General features: G+C 68.3%; 20 protein-coding genes. 14 read left to right on the forward strand and 6 right to left on the reverse strand.

Going from position 1 to position 22,114, the window contains the following annotated elements; all coding sequences use genetic code 11:
* Nucleotides 1-152 precede the first annotated feature (152 nt).
* Nucleotides 153-1,310 carry an MFS transporter gene (locus tag JHD82_RS09285; protein WP_224986381.1) on the forward strand — a complete coding sequence of 386 codons (1,158 nt, stop codon included), beginning with the start codon at nt 153-155 and terminating at the stop codon, nt 1,308-1,310.
* A 94-nt stretch (nt 1,311-1,404) separates the two neighbouring features.
* Here the strand turns inward: JHD82_RS09285 and JHD82_RS09290 are convergent, their stop codons facing one another.
* From JHD82_RS09290 to JHD82_RS09300, 3 genes are all read right to left on the reverse strand, one after another.
* Complete coding sequence (locus JHD82_RS09290) at nt 1,405-1,815, reverse strand: hypothetical protein (protein WP_123693103.1); 411 nt, start codon at nt 1,813-1,815, stop codon at nt 1,405-1,407.
* A gap of 98 nt (nt 1,816-1,913) precedes the next feature.
* Entirely contained in the window at nt 1,914-2,189 is a 276-nt protein-coding gene (locus tag JHD82_RS09295; RefSeq protein WP_034390552.1) for a hypothetical protein, read from the reverse strand.
* A gap of 190 nt (nt 2,190-2,379) precedes the next feature.
* Nucleotides 2,380-3,207 (reverse strand): TOBE domain-containing protein, encoded by an 828-nt coding sequence (locus JHD82_RS09300; protein WP_099734613.1) that lies wholly within the window; start codon nt 3,205-3,207, stop codon nt 2,380-2,382.
* Nucleotides 3,208-3,310: 103 nt separating this feature from the next.
* Between JHD82_RS09300 and modA the strand changes: the two genes are divergently transcribed.
* From modA to JHD82_RS09345, 9 genes are all read left to right on the forward strand, one after another.
* Nucleotides 3,311-4,072 carry a molybdate ABC transporter substrate-binding protein gene (gene modA, locus JHD82_RS09305; RefSeq protein WP_199136140.1) on the forward strand — a complete coding sequence of 254 codons (762 nt, stop codon included), beginning with the start codon at nt 3,311-3,313 and terminating at the stop codon, nt 4,070-4,072.
* A 151-nt stretch (nt 4,073-4,223) separates the two neighbouring features.
* The gene (gene modB / locus JHD82_RS09310) at nt 4,224-4,904 is read left to right on the forward strand and encodes a molybdate ABC transporter permease subunit (protein WP_013804076.1); all 681 of its coding nucleotides are present in this window, start codon (nt 4,224-4,226) and stop codon (nt 4,902-4,904) included.
* Complete coding sequence (modC, locus tag JHD82_RS09315) at nt 4,901-6,031, forward strand: molybdenum ABC transporter ATP-binding protein (RefSeq protein WP_199136142.1); 1,131 nt, start codon at nt 4,901-4,903, stop codon at nt 6,029-6,031. Before modB ends, modC begins: the two co-directional genes overlap by 4 nt.
* Nucleotides 6,032-6,083: 52 nt before the next feature.
* Entirely contained in the window at nt 6,084-7,022 is a 939-nt protein-coding gene (gene fdhD, locus JHD82_RS09320) for a formate dehydrogenase accessory sulfurtransferase FdhD (protein WP_199136144.1), read from the forward strand.
* Between the two features lie 73 nt (nt 7,023-7,095).
* Nucleotides 7,096-7,494 carry a hypothetical protein gene (locus tag JHD82_RS09325; protein ID WP_043783237.1) on the forward strand — a complete coding sequence of 133 codons (399 nt, stop codon included), beginning with the start codon at nt 7,096-7,098 and terminating at the stop codon, nt 7,492-7,494.
* A 167-nt stretch (nt 7,495-7,661) separates the two neighbouring features.
* On the forward strand, nt 7,662-8,990 hold the full coding sequence (miaB, locus tag JHD82_RS09330) for a tRNA (N6-isopentenyl adenosine(37)-C2)-methylthiotransferase MiaB (RefSeq protein WP_199136146.1): 1,329 nt from the start codon (nt 7,662-7,664) through the stop codon (nt 8,988-8,990).
* Between the two features lie 203 nt (nt 8,991-9,193).
* Nucleotides 9,194-11,482 carry a hypothetical protein gene (locus tag JHD82_RS09335; RefSeq protein WP_199136148.1) on the forward strand — a complete coding sequence of 763 codons (2,289 nt, stop codon included), beginning with the start codon at nt 9,194-9,196 and terminating at the stop codon, nt 11,480-11,482.
* On the forward strand, nt 11,479-12,699 hold the full coding sequence (locus tag JHD82_RS09340) for a hypothetical protein (RefSeq protein ID WP_199136182.1): 1,221 nt from the start codon (nt 11,479-11,481) through the stop codon (nt 12,697-12,699). The genes JHD82_RS09335 and JHD82_RS09340 overlap by 4 nt, the downstream gene beginning before the upstream one ends.
* Nucleotides 12,696-13,370: a DUF1266 domain-containing protein gene (locus JHD82_RS09345; RefSeq protein WP_199136150.1), complete on the forward strand. Its 675-nt coding sequence runs from the start codon at nt 12,696-12,698 to the stop codon at nt 13,368-13,370. The genes JHD82_RS09340 and JHD82_RS09345 overlap by 4 nt, the downstream gene beginning before the upstream one ends.
* Nucleotides 13,371-13,418: 48 nt before the next feature.
* On the opposite strand, the gene JHD82_RS09350 is transcribed toward JHD82_RS09345, so the two are convergent.
* From JHD82_RS09350 to ffh, 3 genes are all read right to left on the reverse strand, one after another.
* Entirely contained in the window at nt 13,419-13,823 is a 405-nt protein-coding gene (locus JHD82_RS09350) for a helix-turn-helix domain-containing protein (protein ID WP_199136152.1), read from the reverse strand.
* Between the two features lie 62 nt (nt 13,824-13,885).
* Nucleotides 13,886-14,440: a C40 family peptidase gene (locus tag JHD82_RS09355; protein ID WP_199136154.1), complete on the reverse strand. Its 555-nt coding sequence runs from the start codon at nt 14,438-14,440 to the stop codon at nt 13,886-13,888.
* A gap of 106 nt (nt 14,441-14,546) precedes the next feature.
* On the reverse strand, nt 14,547-15,941 hold the full coding sequence (gene ffh / locus JHD82_RS09360; RefSeq protein ID WP_012203439.1) for a signal recognition particle protein: 1,395 nt from the start codon (nt 15,939-15,941) through the stop codon (nt 14,547-14,549).
* 257 nt (nt 15,942-16,198) lie between these two features.
* Between ffh and JHD82_RS09365 the strand changes: the two genes are divergently transcribed.
* The 4 genes from JHD82_RS09365 to JHD82_RS09380 all read left to right on the forward strand — a co-directional run bounded on the left by JHD82_RS09365 (nt 16,199) and on the right by JHD82_RS09380 (nt 22,113).
* Complete coding sequence (locus JHD82_RS09365) at nt 16,199-20,038, forward strand: response regulator (RefSeq protein ID WP_199136156.1); 3,840 nt, start codon at nt 16,199-16,201, stop codon at nt 20,036-20,038.
* Nucleotides 20,031-20,957 carry a diguanylate cyclase domain-containing protein gene (locus tag JHD82_RS09370; protein WP_199136158.1) on the forward strand — a complete coding sequence of 309 codons (927 nt, stop codon included), beginning with the start codon at nt 20,031-20,033 and terminating at the stop codon, nt 20,955-20,957. Before JHD82_RS09365 ends, JHD82_RS09370 begins: the two co-directional genes overlap by 8 nt.
* Before the next feature lie 83 nt (nt 20,958-21,040).
* Nucleotides 21,041-21,856: an inner membrane protein YpjD gene (locus JHD82_RS09375; protein ID WP_012203436.1), complete on the forward strand. Its 816-nt coding sequence runs from the start codon at nt 21,041-21,043 to the stop codon at nt 21,854-21,856.
* A complete protein-coding gene (locus JHD82_RS09380) occupies nt 21,853-22,113 on the forward strand; it encodes a PP0621 family protein (protein WP_012203435.1) in 261 nt (86 codons plus the stop codon). The genes JHD82_RS09375 and JHD82_RS09380 overlap by 4 nt, the downstream gene beginning before the upstream one ends.
* Nucleotide 22,114: the final 1 nt, after the last annotated feature.

Here is a 22,114-nt window from a genome sequence, read left to right on the forward strand (position 1 = left end):
CTTTCAAGGATTTTCACGTGACCACCACTTCCTCCGGGGCGCTCGCAGCCAATGCTGCCGGCGCCAGCACAGACACGCATGTCGGCACACATGCCACCCAGGTCAATGGCTACAGCTGGAAGGCCCTGGCCGGCTCGGCCGTCGGCTATGCCATGGACGGCTTCGACCTGCTGATCCTGGGCTTCATGCTGTCGGCCATCTCGGCCGACCTGCACCTCACGCCGGGCCAGGCCGGCTCGCTGGTGACCTGGACGCTGATCGGTGCCGTGTTCGGCGGCATCTTCTTCGGCCTGCTCAGCGACCGCTACGGGCGCATCCGCGTGCTGACCTGGACCATCATGCTGTTCGCAGTCTTCACGGGCCTGTGCGCATTCGCGCAGGGCTACTGGGACCTGCTGGCCTACCGCACGATTGCGGGCATCGGCCTGGGCGGCGAGTTCGGCATCGGCATGGCACTGGCCGCCGAGGCCTGGCCCGCACGCCACCGCGCCCGCGTCTCGTCCTACGTGGCCCTGGGCTGGCAAATGGGCGTGCTGGGTGCGGCGCTGCTGACGCCGCTGCTGCTGCCCCTCATCGGCTGGCGCGGCATGTTCCTGGTGGGCGTGATACCGGCCGTGGTGGCCTGGGTGATCCGCAACAAGCTGCACGAGCCCGAAGTCTTCGTGAAGCGCCAGCAGTCCGCCACGCCCTCGGCCCGCGTGCCGGTGCTGCAAAGCCTGAAGCTGCTGGTGAAGGACCGCGCCACGACCAAGGTCAGCCTGGGCGTGATCGTGCTGACCTCGGTCCAGAACTTCGGCTACTACGGCATCATGATCTGGATGCCCAGCTTCCTGTCCAAGCAACTGGGCTTCAGCCTGACCAAGTCCTCGATATGGACTGCCGTGACCGTGGTGGGAATGATGGTCGGCATCTGGGTCTTCGGCCAGCTGGCCGACCGCATCGGACGCAAGCCCAGCTTCCTGATCTTCCAGCTGGGCTCGGTCATCATGGTCGTGCTCTATTCGCAGCTGTCCGACCCCACGGCCATGCTCTGGGCGGGGGCCCTCATGGGCCTGTTCGTCAACGGCATGATGGGCGGCTACGGCGCCGTGATGAGCGAGGCCTACCCCACCGAGGCCCGCGCCACCGCGCAGAACGTGCTGTTCAACATCGGCCGCGCCGTGGGCGGACTGGGCCCGGTGGTGATCGGTGCGCTGGCCATGAGCTATTCGTTCCAGGTGGCGATCGCACTGCTGGCGGCCATCTATGTGCTGGACATGCTGGCCACGGCCTTCCTGATCCCTGAACTCAAGGGACGCGAGCTGTCCTGAGCGGCTCAGATTCTCCGGCTCAGAACGATGCCCCACAATGCAAAGAGCTGCCGATGGCAGCTCTTTTTTTGTCCGGCAACCGGCGTGCCCAGGCTCAACCGCCTTCGCTGCACTCCAGGTTTTCGATGCGGTCTGCCGCCTCGCGGATGTCTTCCTGGAACATCTGGTCTCCCAGCATCACGGAGACCTGGCCCTCAAAGCCGCGCAGCTTGATCAGCGCGGCCTCGTAGCCGCCGCTGCCCATGCGCTTGAGGCCGCACAGCGCATAGAGCTTGGCCACGGGAGATCGGCGCGGATCGTCGATCACCGACAGCAGGACGGCATTGGCCTCGGGCCGCCTGAGCATGGCCTCCAGGTGCCGCTCCGCAGGCGAGATCTCGCCCGCGAACCCGACCAGCCCCAGGTTGAACTGCGAGGCATCCAGAGGAGCCGGGTCCAGCGGACGGGACATGGCCGGGGTGGACAGGAGCAGGCAGATCAGGGCGGCGGACAGGGTGGTCTTCATGGCAGGGGCAAGGCCGTGGATGGCCTGGTGAGGCAGTCGAAAAGGACATTCGATGCAAAGCGTGGCAGCAGGTTCCCACACCACCGCTTTCACCGCCTTCATCCGCCAAACAGCCACCCTGCGGCCAGCGTGCCGGCATAAAACAGCAGCAGGGTCACAGGCACCAGATGCCAGCCCCAGACCCGGAACCACCAGTGATTGAACCAGGTCACCAGCGCACCGATGACGGCGCAGATGGCCAGCGCATCCAGCCGCTGCCGAAAACTTTCAGCAACACCTTCGGACGCGAAGAAGATGAATGCCGCGATGAAGGAACACAGCAAGGCGGTGTAGACCGCCACTTTCTCTTGCCTGCGCAATTTCAGGATGCTCATGGAGGGCCAGGGAGGTTTCGATGATTCGGTCGCCAGAAAAGCCCGCGCCGCCAGAGCGCGCAGGTTTCACAGCGGCGCAATTCTTCGTATACCGCCCTGAATGCGCCATCAGACCCGTCCGAATCTGCAGCCACTGCTGCGCATGCGCAACGCGCTGCTGCTGCTTCAACGCTCCATCCGTTCCACCCGCTCAATCAGCCACGGCCAGCACCACGGCGGACTCCGGCACCGTCAGCCAGACCTTGCGCCCTGCGCGCAAGGTCCAGGACTCGCCCTCTGCCGGCTCGGCCGCGTAACCCACGCCGCTACCGCCCCAGGGCAGTTGTGCCACCACTTCACGCGGCCCCGCCCTGTCGGCCCGGGCCACGCGCTGCACCTGGGCGGGCCAGGCATTGGCCTGGGCATGCACATCGGAGCGTGGCGCCGAAGGCAGCACCTGCACGGCTGCGGCCTTGCACAGCGCCATCAGGGGCAGGCCCGGCGCCAGGCCCAGCAACTGGGCGCTTTCTTCGGTGATGCGTGCGGCAATGCCTGATGCATCCCCGCCGCCGTCGGGCAGCAGCCAGACGCGGACCTGGGCGCCCTGCGCCTGCAGGGCACCAACCCGGCAAGGCCACAGATTGCGCATGCTGGTGCGCAGGCCCAGCCCCAGCCCGGGAGCCGCCGAAGAAACGCCAGCGGGCCCGCCAAAGCGCTGCAGCACCTGCGCGCGCGCCTGCTCCAGCGCATCGGCCATGGCCAGCAGGGACTGCCCGGCCTCGGTGATGCGCGCGCCACCACCGCCGGCGCCGCCCACCGAGCGCTCCACCAGGGCACGGCCCGCCAGATTGGTCAGCACATCCAGCGCCTGCCAGGCCGCCTTGTAGCTGACACCCGCCTCGCGCGCGGCCTGGGAAATCGAATGCCCTGCCGCGATATGCCGCAGGATGGCGATGCGCCGATCGGCCAGGTCATGGCCCAGCGCGGGCACCAGGTCTGAGGGAGAAGCGGGGGTTGCGGCAGTCATGCGCAGCATCATGCCCGCCAAGCGTTATTTCCCGCCAAGCAAAACGCCTGCACCCTGCATGCGCATTTTCAGGTCGTTACACTGCGCTATTCACCAACGGAATAGCGAGAGACCCATGAACGTGAACCAGCCCCTGCGTGCCACCGCCTTCGCCGCCCTTGCCCTGTTGGGCTGGGCCGCCGCGCAGGCCGCCGAAGTGTCGGTGGCCGTCGCCGCCAACTTCACGGCGCCCATGCAGAAGATCGCCGCCGAGTTCGAGAAGGACACCGGCCACAAGGCCCTGCTGTCCTTCGGCGCCACGGGCAAGTTCTATGCGCAGATCGTCAACGGCGCGCCCTTCCAGATCCTGCTGGCCGCCGACGACACCACGCCCGAGAAGATTGCCAAGGAAGGCCGCGGCCTGCCCGATTCGCGCTTCACCTACGCCATCGGCCAGCTGGTGCTGTGGAGCCCCAAGGCCGGCTATGTAGACGACAAGGGCGAGGTCCTCAAGACCGGCGACTACAAGCACATCGCCGTGGCCAATCCCAAGCTGGCGCCCTACGGCACGGCAGCCATGGAAGTGCTGAACAAGCTGGGCATCACGGCCCAGGTGCAGCCGCGCATCGTCATGGGCGAGAACATTGCCCAGACCTACCAGTTCGCGGCCACGGGCAATGCCCAGCTGGGCTTTGTGGCCCTGTCGCAGGTGATGGAAAACGGCAAGCTGCGCGAAGGCTCGGCCTGGCAGGTGCCCGGCTCCATGCACGAGCCCATCCGCCAGGACGGCATCGTGCTCAACAGCGGCAAGGACAGCGAAGCCGCCGCCGAGCTGATGAAGTACCTGCGCGCCGACAAGGCCCGTGCCATCATCCGCTCCTACGGCTATAGCTTCTGACACCTGTTGAGGCGCGCTTGCGCGCCTTCCCTCTCTCCTGGGGAGGGGTCGGCCGGCACGGGCCCGTGCTCAGCGTCGCTGAGCCGGGCCGCGCCGGTTTCGTGCGTTGAATGAGATCCAACAGCGCTGCGAACCACTGAATTCTTCCCGCATGATTCTTACCGCCGACGACTACGCCGCCATACGGCTGACGCTGAAACTTGCCAGCGTGACCACGGTGCTGCTGCTGACGCTGTGCACGCCGCTGGCCTGGTGGCTGGCGCATACGCGCTCGCGCTGGCGCGGCCCGATTGGCGCCGTGGTGGCGCTGCCCCTGGTGCTTCCGCCTACGGTGATCGGTTTTTACCTGCTGGTGACCATGGGTCCCAACGGCCCCGTGGGGCAGCTGACGCAGGCGCTGGGGCTGAGCACCCTGCCCTTCACTTTTCCGGGCCTGGTCATCGGTTCGCTGGTCTATTCCATGCCGTTCACGGTGCAGCCGCTGCAGCGTGCCTTCGAATCCCTGGGCACGCGGCCCATGGAGGCTGCGGCCAGCCTGGGCGCGGGGCCGCTGGACCGCTTCTTCACCGTGGCGCTGCCGCTGGCGCGGCCGGGATTCATCACGGCAGCCGTGCTGACCTTTGCGCACACCGTGGGCGAGTTCGGCGTGGTGCTGATGCTGGGCGGCAATATTCCCGGCGTGACGCGCGTGGTCTCGGTACAGATCTACGACCATGTGGAGGCCATGGAGTACGCCCACGCCCACTGGCTGGCAGGCGGCATGGTGGTGTTCTCCTTCCTGGTTCTTCTGGCCCTGCACCTGTTGCAGCCGCGCGAGGAGCGCCGCGCATGATGACCGCCTTCTCTCCCTCCCTGATGTCCGACGCCGCGCACTCCCATCCCTCCTCGGAAATCATCGCAAACCTGGCGCTGGAACGTGCCGACTTCCGCCTTGACGTGCAGCTGCAGTTGCCCGGGCGCGGCGTCACCGCCCTGTTCGGCCCCTCGGGCTGCGGCAAGACCACCTGCCTGCGCGCCTTGGCGGGGCTGGAGCGCGCGCGCGGCCGCGTCGCCGTCAACGGCGAGGTCTGGCAGGACGATGCGGCCAGCCAATGGCTGCCCACGCACCGCCGTGCGCTGGGCTATGTGTTCCAGGAGGCCAGCCTGTTCCCGCACCTGACCGTGCGGCGCAACATCGACTACGGCATGCGGCGCACGCCGGCCGCGCGGCGCAAGGTGTCCCAGGACCAGGCCGTGTCACTGCTGGGCATAGGCCACCTGATGGACCGCATGCCCTCCACCCTGTCGGGCGGCGAGCGCCAGCGCGTGGCCATTGCGCGGGCGCTGGCCACCAGCCCGCGGGTGCTGCTGATGGACGAGCCCCTGGCCGCGCTGGACGCCCAGCGCAAGGCCGAGGTCCTGCCCTACCTGGACCAGCTGCGCCGCGAACTCGACATTCCCGTCCTCTACGTCAGCCACTCCATCGACGAGGTCGCGCGCCTGGCCCAGCACCTGGTGCTGCTCAAGGCAGGCGGCATCGCCGCGGCCGGCGCCACCAGCGAGCTGCTGGCACGGCTGGACCTGCCCCTGAGCATGGGCGACACGGCAGCGGCCATGGTCAGCGCACAGGTCCAGCAGCACGATCCCGATGCACACCTGAGCACGCTGTGCTTCGATGGCGGGCGCCTGCGCCTTGTCATGGCCTGCCCGCGCCCCGTCGGCGAAACCGTGCAGTTGCGCGTGCAGGCACGCGATGTGAGCCTGAGCCTGCAGCACCCGCAAGACAGCAGCATCCTCAACATCCTGCCTGCCACCGTGCAGGAGCTGCGCGAGGACGGCCCGGGCCAGGTCATGGTCTCGCTGCAGCTGGGCCCGTCCCGCCTGCTGGCACGCATCACCCTGCATTCCGCCCGGCAGCTGGGCATTGCGCCGGGCATGCATGTCTTCGCCCAGATCAAGGGCATGGCATTGCTGGACTGAGCACGCGCGGCGGCGCCGATATCATGCGGAAGCCGCCTGCGCGGCCCACGCCATGAACGCCACCACCGAACACGCCCCCGCCCCCGCACCCGTCCCCGCCCCAGACGCAGGCCCCGGCGCAGCAGATGCTGCATGCGCCGCCCCGCCTGCCATTGCCGCGCTGCGCACGCATGCGGTGGCGCGCCACCGGCTCGGTGAAGGCGGCGCCGTCAGCATCCAGGCCGAGCCGCAGGTGCTGGCCAGCGAAGTCCCCATCGCCCTGGTGTTCAATGGCATCTCTCACGCCGTGATGATGGGCACGCCCTCGGACCTGGAAGACTTTGCGCTGGGCTTTGCGCTCACCGAAGGCATTCTGGACAGCGCTGCCGACTGCTACGGCATCGAGGTGCGCACCGTGGCTGCACAGGCCGCAGGCCTGCCGGCCGGCATGGACGGCATCGAGGTGCAGCTGGACGTGGCTTCGCGCTGCTTCGCCCGCCTCAAGGACCGGCGCCGCAGCATGAGCGGGCGCACGGGCTGCGGTGTCTGCGGCGTGGACAGCTTCGCGGCGCTGGACCTGTCCTTCGATCCGCTGCCCGCGCACGACTGGATCGCCCGTGTCGATGCCGACACCGTCTGCGCAGCCATCGCGGCACTGCCGCCGCTGCAGTTGCTCAACGCCGAAGCCGGCGCCGTGCATGCCGCAGGCTGGGCAGGGCTGGACGGGCAACTGACGGATGTGCTCGAAGACGTGGGCCGCCACAACGCACTGGACAAGCTGGTCGGCCGCCTCTCCCGCACAGGCCGCCTGGGCGAGGCCGGCTTTGTCGTGCTCTCCAGCCGCGGCAGCCATGAGCTGGTGCGCAAATGCGCCAAGGTCGGCATCGCCGCCCTGGCCACCATCTCCGCGCCCACGGCCATGGGCGTGCAGATGGCCGAACTGATCGGCCTGCGCTTCTGGGGCCTGTGCCGCCCGCCCAAGGCGGTGCTGTATGCGCCGGGCCGCACCTGAACCAATGCCCGAGTGCCGCGCCTGCGCGGCGGCAAGTTCGTAGAATCGCGGGTTCAGCCCCTGGATGTACACCATGAACCGCTGCAAGCCCCATTTCTCTCCCGTCCGCCGCCTGTGTGCCGGCGCCCTGCTCGCCGGCCTGGCCTGCGCCAGCCTGGGCGTGGCCGCGCAGGGCCTGCCGTCCAACGAGACGCGCAATTTCCCGCCGCAGGCCCAGTTCGGCGAGCTGGTCGTGACCCAGTTCCCCGAGGTGGAGATCGACGGCAAGACCATTCGCACCAGTCCGGGCTTTCGCCTGTTCAGCCCTGAACGCACGCTGGTGCAGGCCATCAATTACCAGGGCAGCAAGCTCGTGGTGGGCTATGTGATCGAGCCGCAGACGCAGTGGCTGCACCAGGCCTGGATCCTGACCAAGGCCGAGGCCGACAAGCACTACAAGCCCAAGTCGATGCTGCAGCGCATCTTCAACTGAGCACCGCGCACACCACAGCAAGCGCACAGCACGTACACGGCTGACGCGGCCCGCGCCTTGCGGGGCGCAGCGGCCCGGCCATGGGGCACGCCGCCCCCTGGCCGAGCCACCTTCATTTTTTGCAGACCGCCGCTTGCAGTGCGGCGGCTGCCTGACGGAACCCCACCATGTCCAAGAAAGTCTTTATCAAAACCTTCGGCTGCCAGATGAACGAGTACGACTCGGACAAGATGGCCGATGTGCTGGGCGCAGCCCAGGGCTACGAATCCACCGACGATCCCGAGCAGGCCGATCTGATCCTGTTCAACACCTGCTCGGTGCGCGAGAAGGCGCAGGAGAAGGTGTTCAGCGACCTGGGCCGCTACAAGCACCTGAAGGAACGCGGCGTGCTCATCGGCGTGGGCGGCTGCGTGGCCAGCCAGGAGGGCGAGGAAATCATCAAGCGCGCGCCCTATGTGGACGTGGTCTTCGGCCCGCAGACCCTGCACCGCCTGCCCGAGCTGCTCAATGCACGCGCCGCCAAGCACAAGCCCCAGGTCGATATCAGCTTTCCCGAGATCGAGAAATTCGACCACCTTCCGCCCGCGCGCGTGGAAGGCTCCTCGGCCTTCGTCTCCATCATGGAAGGCTGCTCCAAGTACTGCAGCTACTGCGTCGTGCCCTATACGCGCGGCGAGGAAGTCAGCCGCCCGTTCGAGGACGTGCTGATCGAGGTCGCCGGCCTGGCCGATCAGGGCGTGAAGGAAGTCACGCTGCTGGGCCAGAACGTCAACGCCTACCTGGGCAAGATGGGTGACACGGCCGAGATCGCCGACTTTGCCCTGCTGCTGGAGTACGTGTCCGAGATCCCCGGCATCGAGCGCATCCGCTACACCACCAGCCACCCCAACGAGTTCACGCCGCGCCTGATCGCGGCCTACGCTCGGCTGCCCAAGCTGGTCAGCCACCTGCACCTGCCCGTGCAGCACGGCAGCGACAAGATCCTCATGGCCATGAAGCGCGGCTACACGGCCATGGAATACAAGAGCACCATCCGCAAGCTGCGCGCCATCCGGCCCGAGATGGCCATGAGCAGCGACTTCATCGTGGGCTTCCCCGGCGAGACCGAGGAAGACTTCCAGAAGATGATGAAGCTCATCCACGACGTGCGCTTCGACAACAGCTTCAGCTTCATCTTCAGCCCCCGCCCCGGCACGCCGGCCGCCAACCTGCACGACGACACGCCGCACGAGGTCAAGCTGCGCCGCCTGCAGGAGCTGCAGGCCGTGATCAACAACAACATCAAGGACATCAGCGACGAGCGCGTGGGCACGGTGCAGCGCCTGCTGGTGGAAGGACTGTCCAAGCGCGATGGCAGCGAACTCATGGGCCGCACCGAGTGCAACCGCGTGGTCAACTTCCCGGGCAACGAACGCCTGATCGGCCAGATGATCGATGTGAAGATCACCGAGGCCCGCACCTTCACGCTGCGCGGCGAAGTCGTGGTGCGCCACTGAGCCCAACCCGGCCCCGGCGGCCCAGCGACCTCCTGCGGAACCAAAGCCCGGCAATGCCGGGCTTTTTTGCATGTAACAGGACGTGAAAACAGCCTGGCCACTCTGGCATGGTGCCGGCTGGCCCGCTAGCATCGCGGGGTCGCCGCCCTGAGGTCCGTCGGCCTGCATGGCTTTTCCAGCTTCGCTTGCTTGCTATCGATTCCATGAACACCTCCCAGCCCGCCACCGCCCAGGCCGTCCTTGAGGGCGAAGCCCTGCATGCCTTCATGGACCAGGCGCACGACCTGCTGCAGCAGGAGGATGATGCCAGCCCCATCGCCCCGGCCGAACGCCAGGCGGCCGTCATGGAGCTGCTCTCCCAGCAACGTTTCGCCCCGGCCACGGTGGGCGAGCTGGAGCGCCTGCACGATCTCTGGCTGGACCTGGAACGGCCCGAAACCGCCAACGCACTGCTGCGCGAACACCGCGCTGCCACGCTGCAGCCCTTGCAGGGCGACAACCACCTGCTGGCCACGGCCAGCCTGGCGCTCAGCGACATCCAGAGCCGGCTGCGCTTTGACCGTGAAGGCGGCGTGGCCCTGCTCGCGCCCGCCGCCGATCTCATGGGCCGGCTGCCGCATACCGGCGAGCCCTACCGCTACTGGAACGGCTGGCACTACCTGGCCCGCGAAGCCCAGGCCTGGGAGCTGGCCGAGCAAGGCGTGGACCTGCAGCGCAGCCACGAACGCAGCGACCCGGATGGCGAGGCCTCCCCCGCGCGCCGCGACGCGCGTGCCTGCCTGCGCAAGGCCGAGCTGGCCCGTCTGCGCGGCGATGTGCCCGCCACCGTGCGCCAGGTGCAGGCTGCCACGGCGCTGCTGACCCAGGCCGATGCAGAGCAGAACGTGGACTTCGACGACTGGCTGCACCTTGCGCGCGAGGTCCTGCCGCTGGCCCCGCAAAGCGTTCCGGCCGTGCTCATGGCGGCGGAGCAGCACCTGGCCCGCACCGAAAGCCCCGCCGCATCGCAGGCGGTGCGCACGCACCGCAAGGTCCATGCGGCCCGGCTGCAGGCCATGGCCTGCCATGCCATGGGCCAGCCCGAGGCCGCGCTGCAGCTGGCCGCGCTGGGCCGCTTCGGCCTGGTGGATGACTCCGACGATGCCTTCAGCGGCCTGGTGCTGCAGTGGCTGGAAGAGGCGGGCCGCCTGGCCGATGCGGCGAACCTGGCTCTCGAATGCATATTGCCTTATCGCCAGGGCTCGGCTGCACAGGCCTACGAACTCGCGCTGCGCATGGTGGACAGCGATACCGGGCAAGCGCCCACGTGGGCGCTGATCCTGGCGTGGGCCGGCCTGCACCCCCAGCTCCAAGAGCTTCTGGAAGACAGCCCGGCTGCGCCGCGCGGTGCCGACGAGTACCTGGCACTGGCACGCTCGCAGGCGCCGAACCATCCGATGCTGGACCTTGTCGAAGGCTGGCGCCTGGCACGGGAACACCATTGGGACCAAGCGCTGCCACTGCTCGAACGCGGTGTTTGCGAGCAGCCCCGGTACGCCAACTACGAACCGCTGTCCCTGCTGTGGGCTGCACGCTTTGCGGTGCTTGACGCGGGCCAGGCGCTGGCACGCCCCTTTCCCCTGTGCCACGGCGCCCACTGGTGCTATGCGGCGGGCGTGACCCTGGATGATGAGGACGACCTGGCCGCCCTCATGGGCGAAGGCCGGCAGGTGCCGGCCGACGAGGTGCGCGAGCCGCTGGTGCAGCGTTACTACGAAGAGGGCCTGGCCCGCTTCGAGGCCTTCTGGGCCAGCGGCCAGGGCATGTACAAGGACGCGCACCTGCACGTCTACTCCATGCTCTGCAACAACCTGGCCATCAAGTACCGCTCGCAGCAGCGCTATGACGAGGCGGCGGCCCTGCACCACAAGGGCCTGTCCAGCAGCCCCTTTGCCGAACACCATGACGGCCTGCTGTGGTGCGCCATCCGCCGTGACGACCGACCCGGCATCGTCACGGCGGCCGAGCAGCTGTGGCACTTCACTCAGGACTACGGCTACAGCCGCCACTGCCCCACGGACTACTTCCCCAGCGCGGCGCTGGCGCTCTACCAGCTGGGCCGCGCAGGCGAAATCGGCATCTGGCTGGAGCGCCTGGACCAGTGGTTCGAGGAACTGGACGAGGACGACCAGCGCGAACAGCGGCGCGACTACCTGGCCTCGCTGATGTCCCTGCTCGACTTCTTCTCCGAAAACCATGGCGAACTGGTGCGCCCGCGCCTGGACGCCCTGCTGCCCGAAGTGCGCGCCCTGGGCGAGTGCTACACGCTGCGCCGCCTGGCCTGCGCCATGGAAAGCTGCGGCCCCATCGACCAGGCCGTGGCCCTGCACCGCGAGGCCATCGCCAAGCTCACGCCCGACGACAGCGAGGCCGAGCACAGGATGGCAAAGGACGGCCTCAAGCGCTGCCTCAAGCTGCGCTCGGACAGCAAGCCCTGGTGGAAGCTGTGGTGAACCCGGGCGCCGGTGCCAACGCCGCCAGTGCCTATCGGCCGCGCGACGTGGTCAATGCGCCGGCCATCAAGCAGCGCATCCGCGAGCGCAGCGCTGCACGCGGCGACAGCGAGGAGATCGCCGCCTGGCTGGCCAACCACTTCTACCGCCATGTGATCGGCAACCTCGACGCCGATCCGCCTGCCGTGCAGCCCGTGTCCACGCAGGCCGAGCTGCTGCGCCTGCACCGGCGCGCCGAGCCTGCCGCCTGGGCGCTGGAGCGCCTGCGCGAACATGCGGCCCGTCAGCCGCTGTCACCGGACAGGCCGGCGGCTGACGGCAGCGCGCCGCTGTGGTGGGTGGAGCCCGACAGCGCACCCCTGCTGGCGCTGGAGAGCCGGCTGCTGGAGTTCCTGTCCACCCGGCGCGGCACCGCGCTGGAGGGCAAGCTGCAGCGCATCAACTGCCCGCAGGCGCTGGCGCGCTGGACGCTGGAGCACCTGGCCTTCGCCCGGAGAAGCGACAGCGGCTGGGCCGAGCACCGGCCCGGCGCCGTGCGCCCGCTGCTGCGTGGCCAGCTGGGTGTCTTCGTCGAATTCGATGCCCAAAGCCCGGACCTGCGCGCCGAAATGGCCTATGAAAGCCAGATGATGCGCCACTGCCTGGGCCAGTTCAGCGAACGCGGCGCACTGCGCGGCGGCTATGGCGAGCACTACGCCGAAGCCTGCGAGCAGGGCCGGCTGCGGCTGTTCAGCTACCGCACGGGTACGGCCCAGCCGCGCATCACCGTCAGCGCCCAGGTGCGGGACGACGGGCGGCTGCGCATCGACCAGATCAAGGGCAAGCAGAACCGCCCGCCGATTGCTCGCTACCTGGCCGATGTGCTGGCCCTGCTCAATCACCTCGATACCGATGGCGAGGCGCCGGCGGACGCCCTGGCCATGGGCATCGTGCGCCGACCGGCACAGCTGCTGGCCACGGGCAGCGCGGCTGCCTGGTGCGCGGCCAGCGAGCTGCGCACCGAGGCCGAGCAGCTGTGGCTGCTGCAGTCCCACCCGGCGCTGCTGGAGCAGCTGGACATCCGGTCGCCCCTGATGCAATGGCTGGTCGCGGCACGCCGCGACACCGTGCCCGTGCCCGCCTTCGAGCGCATGCCGCGCAGCGCGGCCCTGCAGCAGTCGCTGGAGCTGGCGCGCCGCCGGGCGGGATCGCCGGGCAGGACAGGAAATCCGCGATGAACGCCTTCACCCTTGTTGTGCTGTCTGCATTGGTCTGGTGGGCAGTGCGCGCCGGCCTGCGGCGCATGCGTGCGTCGCGCCAACGCGGCGACTTCAGCAGCTACCGCAGCGGTGACGCGGCACTGGACTGGGCCCTGGCCCTGGCCCATCCCATGGCCTTTCACGCCATCCAGGGCGGCTTTGCGGACCGGCAGCTCAACGGCGCCGACTCCGCCCTGACCACCCAGTTGCGCCCCATGGTGCTGCACCACCTGGGCCTGCGCACCGACCTGGACGATGCCCAGATCGCACGCCAGTTGCCCGACGGCCTGCGCCAGCGCTGGTTCACGCTGGACCTGCAGCGCCTGCAGGCCGGTGACGATCCCCATGCCGCCATGGCCTTTGCCTGCGCGCGCGTGGCCTTCCATGTGCGCTGCGCCTGGCTGCTGGGCTGGGTGGACGAGGCCCTGCACCAGCAGATCCTGCACCTGAATGCATGCCGCGCGCGGGACTGCTTTGACAGCTGGCAGGCCTTCGGCCAGGCCTACGCACGCGGCCGCAGCCAGTGGCTGGCCCGTGGCCGCGCCGACGTGCTGGGGTGCAGCGTGACGCCCGAGCAAGTGCAGCAGTGGGTGGCCGATCCGCGCCACCCCTGGCATGCCATGCCCTGGCAGCAGCAGGCCATCCGGTGACTGCCGCCAGGTGGGTGCGCCGCCTGCCCTGCCTGCCCTGCCCGGTGCTCAGCCTTCGCCATGCACCTTGGCGAAGGTGAGGATCACCTCCCGCACCACCTGGCGCTGAGGCGCGGGCAGCTTCAGAAAGGCATCGAAGGTTTCGCGTTCGAGATAGCCCACGCCCGGCTCCTGGCATTGGAGCGGCGACGGCAGGGACGGCGGGGACCGGTGGGCTGATTCGCCATAGCGCAACACATCGGGCTCGACCTCGAGCAAACCCGCCAGCAGCACCAGCTTGTCCTGCTCGGGAACGGCCTCGCCGTTCAGCCAGCGCGAGACCGCCTGGAATGAGATCGGCGGCCCCCAGTAACTGGAATTGAACAGCTTCAGAAGCACGCTGGGCCGGGGCTCCAGTCCCGCAGCCTCGATGGCCTGGCGCAGGCGCAGTGCGAATTCGAGCTTGTTACGCATTCCGACACCCTGGATTTCCCTGGAATCTTGATTGAATCATCAGCCCGTCGCCCGGCCAGCGTTCAGGCGAAGATGCTGCGCGCCTCGGTGAAGCGCTTGGCGAAATAGATGTTGTCCATGCGCACGCGCTGCACCGTGCCGCCGCTGGACGGTGCATGCACGAACTGGCCATTGCCCACAAAGATGCCCATGTGCGAATAGCGCGCGCCCAGGGTATTGAAGAACACGAAGTCGCCGCGCTGCAGGCTGCGGCTGCCCACGGGATTGCTGAACTGCGCCCACTGCGCCGTGGTGCGCGGCAGGCGGTTTTCGGTGATGCCGCCCACGGCCCACTGGATCAGGCCGCTGCAGTCGAAACCGCCTTCGGGCGAATTGCCGCCATAGGTATAGGGCGTGTTGACCACAAGCATGGTGCGCGCAAGCAGCGCCTCGCGCAATTCGCCGTCCAGATTGAGCGCCTGCGGCGAAGACACCGGCGCCGGGCCCGCGCCCTTGCGTGGTGCGGACGAGCAGCCAGCCAGCAGCACGGCGGCCGCCAGCAGACCCCAGTCACGGCGCGAGAGCCGCGCCCCGGTCACTGGAGACACCGCAAGGGAAGTCGAAACACCAGCCTTCATGGCGCTGCATGTTCTCACAAAGCCCTCGCGGCCAAAAGAAAAGCCGCAGGCTGCGCTGCGGCTTGGCGGGAAAGAGCGCGCGGCCCGGCGGCTCAGGCGGTGCCCATCAGAACGGGAGCTTGGGCATGCCGCCGCCACCGCCCATCATTCCCTTCATGGCCTTCATGCCGCCCATGCGCTTCATCATCTTCATGAGGCCGCCGCCCTTCATCTTCTTCATCATCTCCTGCATCTGCTCGAACTCCTTGAGCAGGCGGTTGACTTCCTGGACCTGCACGCCCGCGCCGTCGGCAATGCGCTTCTTGCGCGTGGCCTTGATGATCTCGGGCTTCTTGCGCTCCTTGGCGGTCATGGAGCAGATGATGCCTTCCTTGCGGCGGATCTCGCGCTCGGCCTTGTCCATGTCCACCTGGCCGGCCTTGGCCGTGAGCTGGGCCGGCAGCTTGTCCATGAGGTTGGACAGGCCGCCCATCTGCTTCATCTGCTGGATCTGGGCCAGGAAGTCGTTGAGGTCGAAGCCGTCGCCGCTCTTGACCTTCTCGGCCAGCTTCTGCGCGGCCTCCATGTCCACGCCCTTGGTGACCTGCTCGACCAGGGCCACGATGTCGCCCATGCCCAGCACGCGCTGCGCGTGGCGGTCGGCGTCGAACACCTCCAGGCCGTCGATCTTCTCGGACACGCCGGCGAACTTGATGGGGGCGCCCGTGATCTGTCGCACCGACAGCGCCGCGCCACCGCGCGAGTCGCCGTCGAGCTTGGTCAGCACGATGCCGGTCAGGGGCAGCGCTTCCTTGAAGGCCTTGGCCGTGTTGATCGCATCCTGGCCCTGCATGGCATCGACGACGAACAGGGTCTCGACCGGCTTGAGCGTGGCGTGCAGATCCTTGATCTCGGCCATCAGCAGCTCGTCGATGGCCAGGCGGCCGGCCGTATCGACCAGCAGCACGTCAAAGAAGTGGCGCTTGGCGTAATCCAGCGCGGCCACGGCGATGTCGTGGGGTTTCTGGTCGGGCGTGGAGGGGAACCACTCGGCACCGGCCTGGGCGGTCACGGTCTTGAGCTGCTCGATGGCGGCGGGGCGGTACACGTCGCCCGACACGGTGAGCACCTTCTTCTTGCGCCGCTCGATCAGGTGCTTGGCCAGCTTGGCCGTGGTCGTGGTCTTGCCGGCGCCCTGCAGGCCGGCCATCAGGATGACGGCCGGCGGCTGGGCGTTGAGGTTGATGTCGGCCACGCCCTCGCCCATGGTGGCGGCGAGTTCCTTGTTGACGATGGACACCAGCAGCTGGCCCGGCTGCAGCGAGCCCAGCACCTCCTGGCCCAGCGCCTTTTCCTTGACGCGCGCAACGAAGTCGCGCACCACGGGCAGGGCCACGTCGGCCTCGAGCAGGGCCATGCGCACTTCGCGCAGCATGTCCTGCACGTTGGATTCGGTGATGCGGGCCTGGCCGCGCATCTCCTTGACGAGTCGCGAAAGTTTGTCGGTCAGAGCGGAGGCCATAAGCGGGGAGGAACTGGAGTCGTCGGAAAGGAAAAGGTGTGCTGCAGCGAGCCAGCCGGGGCCAGGTGGCCAAGTGGGGCCGGGTCGCGGCACGGACCCTGCATATCCCGGTGATTCTACCCGCTGCCCCTGCCGGGGTAAGTACCGGCCTTCAGTGCCCCACGGCAGGCACCGGCCAGCAGTAACATGCGCAATGCTTTCATAGTTTATGGCTATCACATTCCGCAATGCTGGCTTGCTACCGCCTGGGAGTCTTCATGCCTGATACGCCGTATCGCCAGTTCCTGGACCGTGTGCCCGACGGTTTTCTTCTGTTTGACGAGCAGGGCGGCCTGCTCGATGCCAATGCCCAGGCCTGCGCCAGCCTGGGCCATCACAAGGCCGCCATGCTGGGGCTGGGCATCATGGACGTATGGCTGGACCTGGATGGACGGCCGCGTGATTTCTGGCGGGACATGGTCGTGGACAGCCAGGCCCGTCTGCGAGGCCGGCTGACCCGCCGCGATGGCAGCAGCTTGCCCGCCGAGATCCATGTCCATTGCCTGTCACTGTCGGGCAGGCGGCTTTTCTTCACTACCTGGCACGACCTCGGCGAGCGCACCGACCAGGACGAGCCGATCGGCCAGCCCAATGCGCAGCGCCTGCTGGAGACCGTGATGCGCGAGACGCCCGACCTGGTCTTCGCCAAGGACCGGCAGGGCCGCTACACCTTCGCCAACCCCGCCACAGCCCGCTTTGCCGGGCGCGCGCCCGAAGACATCGTGGGCAAGACCGACCAGGAGCTTTTCTCCGACAGCAGCTTCACCGACGGCGACCGCCGGGTGCTGGACAGCGATGCGCCCGTGGTGATGGACGATCATTTGCTGGTCGACGGGCAGCGCCGCATCTTCCAGTCCACCAAGATTCCCTATCGCGATGCCGAGGGCCGGACCGTGGGCGTGCTGGGCATTGCGCGCGACATCACCCTCATGCGCCAGACCGAGTCCCAGCTGCAAAAAAGCTACGACGTGCTGCGCCAGGCCGAACAGCTGGCGCGCCTGGGCAGCTGGACATGGGAACTGGACACCGGGCACTTTCAGGCCTCGGAGATGATGTATGTGATGAACGGCCTGGACCCCCAGGGTCCGCCACTGACGCGCCATGCCCTGCGCGCCATGCTCGGGCCGCAGGATCTTGCCCGGCTCACCGCTGCCGTGGATCTGTGCATCAGCACCGGCCAGTCCTACAGCATCGATGTGGTCCAGCGCTGCCCGGACGGCCGGCAGTTCGCTGCCCGCCTCATGGGCCGGGCCCTGCGCGACGAGCAAGGCCGCATCGTCGCGCTCAGCGGCACGCTGCAGGACCTGTCCGAACGCGAGGACGCACGCATGCGCCTCGAAGCCCTGGCCGACAACCTGCCCAGCGGCGCCATCTACCGCCTGGAAGGCGGCTTGACGCAACTGCGGCTCAGCTACATCAGCGCCGGCATAGAGAACCTGATCGGCGTGCCGGCCCACGCCATCATGGCCGATCGGCAGGTCTACCTGAATGCCATCCATCCCGAGGACCTGCCGCTCTACCAGGGGATGATGCAACGCTCGATCGATACGCTGCGGGTCTTCGATTGCCGCTTTCGCGTGATCAGGCCCGACGGAGAGATCCGCTGGCTGCGCTGCCGCTCGGCTCCCCGGCGCTGTCAGGAGGGCATGGTCTGGGACGGCATCATGCTGGACATCACCCGCGAACGCGAGGCCGAGCAGGCGCTGCGGCAGGCCAAGGAAGCCGCCGAAGCGGCCGAACGCGCCAAATCGGATTTCCTGGCCATCATGAGCCACGAAATCCGCACACCCATGAATACCGTCATCGGCATGACGCGCCTGGTGCAGCAGACCGCGCTGACATCGCGCCAGCGCGGCTACCTGGAGAAGGTGGAGCGCTCGGCCAGCGCCCTGCTGGCCGTGATCAACGACATCCTCGATTTCTCCAAGATAGAGGCGGGCATGCTGGCGCTGGAGGAAGTGGACTTCGCCCTTGACGATGTGCTGGAGACCGTGACGGCCTCCACGGCGCTGCGCGCAGAGGAAAAGGGGTTGGAAGTGGTCTATGCGCTGGACCCGCAGCTGCCGCCCCGTTTGCGCGGCGACCCAATGCGCCTGGGCCAGGTGCTGACCAACCTGGTCGGCAACGCCATCAAGTTCACCGAGCATGGCGAGGTGGTGATCTCCCTGCATCTGGCGCCGCCGGTGGACGCGCCTGCGGATGCCGATGCGGACACCACGGCAGCGCCCCTGCACCACCTGTGCGTGAGCGTGCGCGACACCGGCATAGGCCTGGATGCATCGCGGGCCGAGCGGCTGTTCCAGCCCTTCACCCAGGCCGACATCCAGACCACGCGCCGCCACGGCGGCACCGGCCTGGGCCTGGCCATCTGCCACAGGCTGGTGCAGCTCATGGGCGGCGAGATCGGCGTGTGCAGCCAGCCCGGCCAGGGCAGCGACTTCCGCTTCAAGGCCAAGGTCCGGCCTGCCACGGATGCGCTGCTGGACGGCCACGACAACCTGGGCAGCACCGGCGTTCTCATCGTCGATGACAACGCCAGCGCGCGCGAGGCGCTGGCCGCCATGGTGCGCAGACTGGGCATGCGCTGCGATACGGCGGCGGACGGCATGCAGGCGCTGCGCATGCTGCAAGAGGCCGCACGCCAGGAATCCCCCTATGGCCTGGCCCTGCTGGACTGGCGCATGCCCGGCATGGACGGACTGGAGCTGGCACGCCGCATGCGCGAGCGACAGGACCTGGTCAAGACCCCGGCCGCGCTCATGGTCACGGCCTTCGGGCGCGACGAAGTGCAGCTGCGTGCCGCGCAGTTTGGCCTGCGGGGCCTGCTGATCAAGCCCCTGACCGCATCGGCACTGAGGTCCTGCATCCGTGAGGCGCTGCGGGACCCCGAATCGGCCCAGCCTGAAGACCCGGCGGCCGGCCCGTCGCCACAGCAGCGCTACCCGGGCCTGCCTGGGCGCAGGGTGCTGGTGGTGGATGACAACGTGCTCAACCGCGAGGTGGCCACCGAGCTGCTGGAGCAGGCCGGCATATCGGTACAGACTGCGCAAGACGGTCTGCAGGCGCTGCAGCTGCTCGACAGCCAGCCTTTCGATGCCGTGCTCATGGATGTGCACATGCCCGGCATGGACGGCCTCAGTGCCACGCGTGCCCTGCGCACGCGCAGCGCGCTGCGGCATCTTCCGGTGATCGCGCTGACTGCGCAGGCCTATGTCGAGGAGCGCGCACGGATCGAGGACGCAGGCATGAATGCCCATCTGACCAAACCCGTTGACGATGTGCTGCTGTACGAGACGCTGCAGCGCTGCCTGCGCGCAGCCCCCCCGGCAGCGCCTGCGCCGGCCCCGCCCTCCCGGCCCACGCCCCCAACCCCTGCCCCGGCCTGGGATCCTGTGCAGCTGCGGCAATGCCTTGCCAGCCAATCGCCGCGCATGCTGCATGCGATCGAAGGCTTTGCCCAGGACTTTGCCGATGCGCCGCAACAGCTGCGCCGCGCCGCGCGCAGCGGCAACTGGGCAACCGTGGCGTCGCTGGCGCATACCTTCAAGGGCAGCCTGGGCTACCTGGGCGCGAACCTGCTGGAGCAATGGTCGGCCATGGCCGAGACCGGCGCGCATGCCTGCATGTCAGGCGACGGCAATGGCGGGAATGCCCGGCCCAGCGGTGATCTGCCATCCCTGGTGCAGGCGCTGGCCGATGGGCTGCAGGGCCTGCTGGCGGAAATCGCCGTGCGGTCCAGGCAGGCGGCCTTGCCACCCCTGGCCACGGTGTCCAGCGCTGCGCCCCCGCAGCAGCCGCAGCGGCAGCCGATGACCGCAGAGGAAGCCTCATCCACGCTGGCTCGGCTGCGGCGGCAGATTGCCGACAGCGACTATGCCGCCGTGGCCGAACTGGAACGGCTGCGGCCCCTGGTCAGCGGGCGCCATGCGTCCGTGCTGCAGCGCATCCAGCGCTGCACCGAGTCCCTGGAAACCGAGGCGGCGCTGCAGGCGCTCGATCAGCTGGCGCGGAGCATGGCCGCGAACCGGATGGCCCCACAGGGAGCTGCTGATGCTTGACGCCCTGACCGGGTCGGAGCTGCCCACGGTCCTCATCGTGGACGACGAGCGGCTGAACCGCAGCATGCTGGCCGAGCTGCTGAGCCCCCACTACCGAGTGCTGCTGGCCAAGGATGGCCCTGGCGCCCTGGTGATCGCCCACCGCGAAGCCCACCGCCTGCAGCTGATCCTTCTGGACCTGGCCATGCCCGGCATGAACGGCTACGAGGTGCTGGGTGCGCTGCGTGCGCAGGAGCGCACCGCCCATATCGCCGTCATCTTCATCACCGGACAGAGCAATGCCGAGGCCGAGGAATACGGCCTGCGCCTGGGCGCGGCCGACTATGTCTCCAAGCCCATACGCCCCGCCGTGGTCGAGGTGCGCGTGCGCAACCAGATACGGCTGGCCCTGCAGCGCCAGGCCCTGGAACGCCTGGCCATGGTGGACGGGCTGACCGGCCTGGCCAACCGGCGCCACTTCGATGACGTGCTGGAGCGCGCCTACCGCCGCAGCCTGCGCACGGGCGAGCCCGTGGGCCTGGCTCTCATTGATATAGACCACTTCAAGCAATACAACGACTGCTATGGCCATGTGCAGGGGGACGAGGCGCTCAAGGCCGTGGCCGCCGCGCTGCAGCGCCATGCGCGCCGGCCCTACGACCTGGCAGCGCGCTTTGGCGGCGAGGAATTCGCGCTCATCCTCCCCGGCGAAAGCGACGCGCCGGCCATGGCCGAGCATTTCCGCCAGGAAGTGCTGCGCCTGTCCATCGCCCACGCCGCCTCTCCCACGGCGCCGCAGCTCACCGTCAGTTGCGGCGTACTCACCGTGCGGCAGCCGTCTGCCGCGCCTTTGGAAACCTGGCTGCAGAAGGCGGACGGCCTGCTCTACCAGGCCAAGGCCCAGGGGCGCAATCGCATCGAGGCAGCCGTGGAGCCCTGAAAATGCGCGCCGAACCAAGGCATGGCACCCGGATTCTGAGCCTGCACAACCGGCGGCGGGAAAGCCACAGCTATCATTGAAAGATGCTCTCCGTCCCCCTGATTTCCGCCAACGTATCGCCCCTGGGCTGGATGCTGGCGCTTGCCGCAGCCGTGGCCTATGCCGTGCCAGCCGCCGGCGCCCGACGCATCAGCCAGGCCGGCGCCCGCATTGCCCTGCGCCTGGCCTGGGTGCTCCACGCACTGGCCCTGGCCTGGGGCCTGCTCGGGGAGCAGCCTCACTTCGGCTTTGCACCGGCCCTGTCCATGACGGCCTGGCTGGTGCTCACCGTCTATGGCGTCGAGCAGCAGCTGTTCCCCAAGATGCGCGCGCAGCTGGCGCTGTCCGCCCTGGGCACGGCCGCCGTGCTCATGGCCGCGCTGTTTCCGGGAACGCCCCTGCATGTCAACGCCTCGCCCTGGCTGCCGCTGCACCTGGCACTGGGCATTGCCTCCTACGGACTGTTCGCGGCCGCCGTGGTCCACGCCTCGTTGATGACACGCGCCGAGCAGCACATGCGGCTGGGCGGCGGTGGCCATGACAGCGGCCTGCCGCTTCTCACGCTGGAGCGCTTGACCTTCCGCTTCGTGTCCGCAGGCTTTGTGCTGCTCACGGCCACGCTGGCCGCAGGCTGGCTGTTCGGCGAACAGCTCTATGGCAAGGCCTGGGTCTGGAACCACAAGTCTGTGTTCTCGCTGCTGTCGTGGCTGACCTTTGCCGTGCTGCTGATCGGCCGTGCGCGCTTTGGCTGGCGTGGCCGCAGCGCCGTGCGCATGCTCTATGCAGGCGCCCTGCTGCTGCTGCTGGCCTATGCGGGATCGCGCTTCGTCATGGAAGTGCTGCTGGAGCGCACCACATGAAGTACCTGCTGGTCCTGATCGTCATCATCATTGCCGTCGGCGTCTGGCGCAGCCAGCGCCGTGCCGAGGCCCGCGAGCGGCGCCAGGCCGCTGCGCCGCGCAATCCGGCCAACCCTGCCAATGCGCCGCTGGCGGCACCGCAGGACATGGTCGAATGCGCGCACTGCGGCCTGCACCTGCCGCGCAGCGAGGCCATCGAAGCGGCCGGCCGCAGCTACTGCAGCGCAGAGCACCGCACCCTGGCGCAACGGCGCTGAG

Source organism: Delftia sp. ASV31 (genome assembly GCF_016428765.1).
GTDB lineage: Bacteria > Pseudomonadota > Gammaproteobacteria > Burkholderiales > Burkholderiaceae_C > Comamonas > Comamonas acidovorans.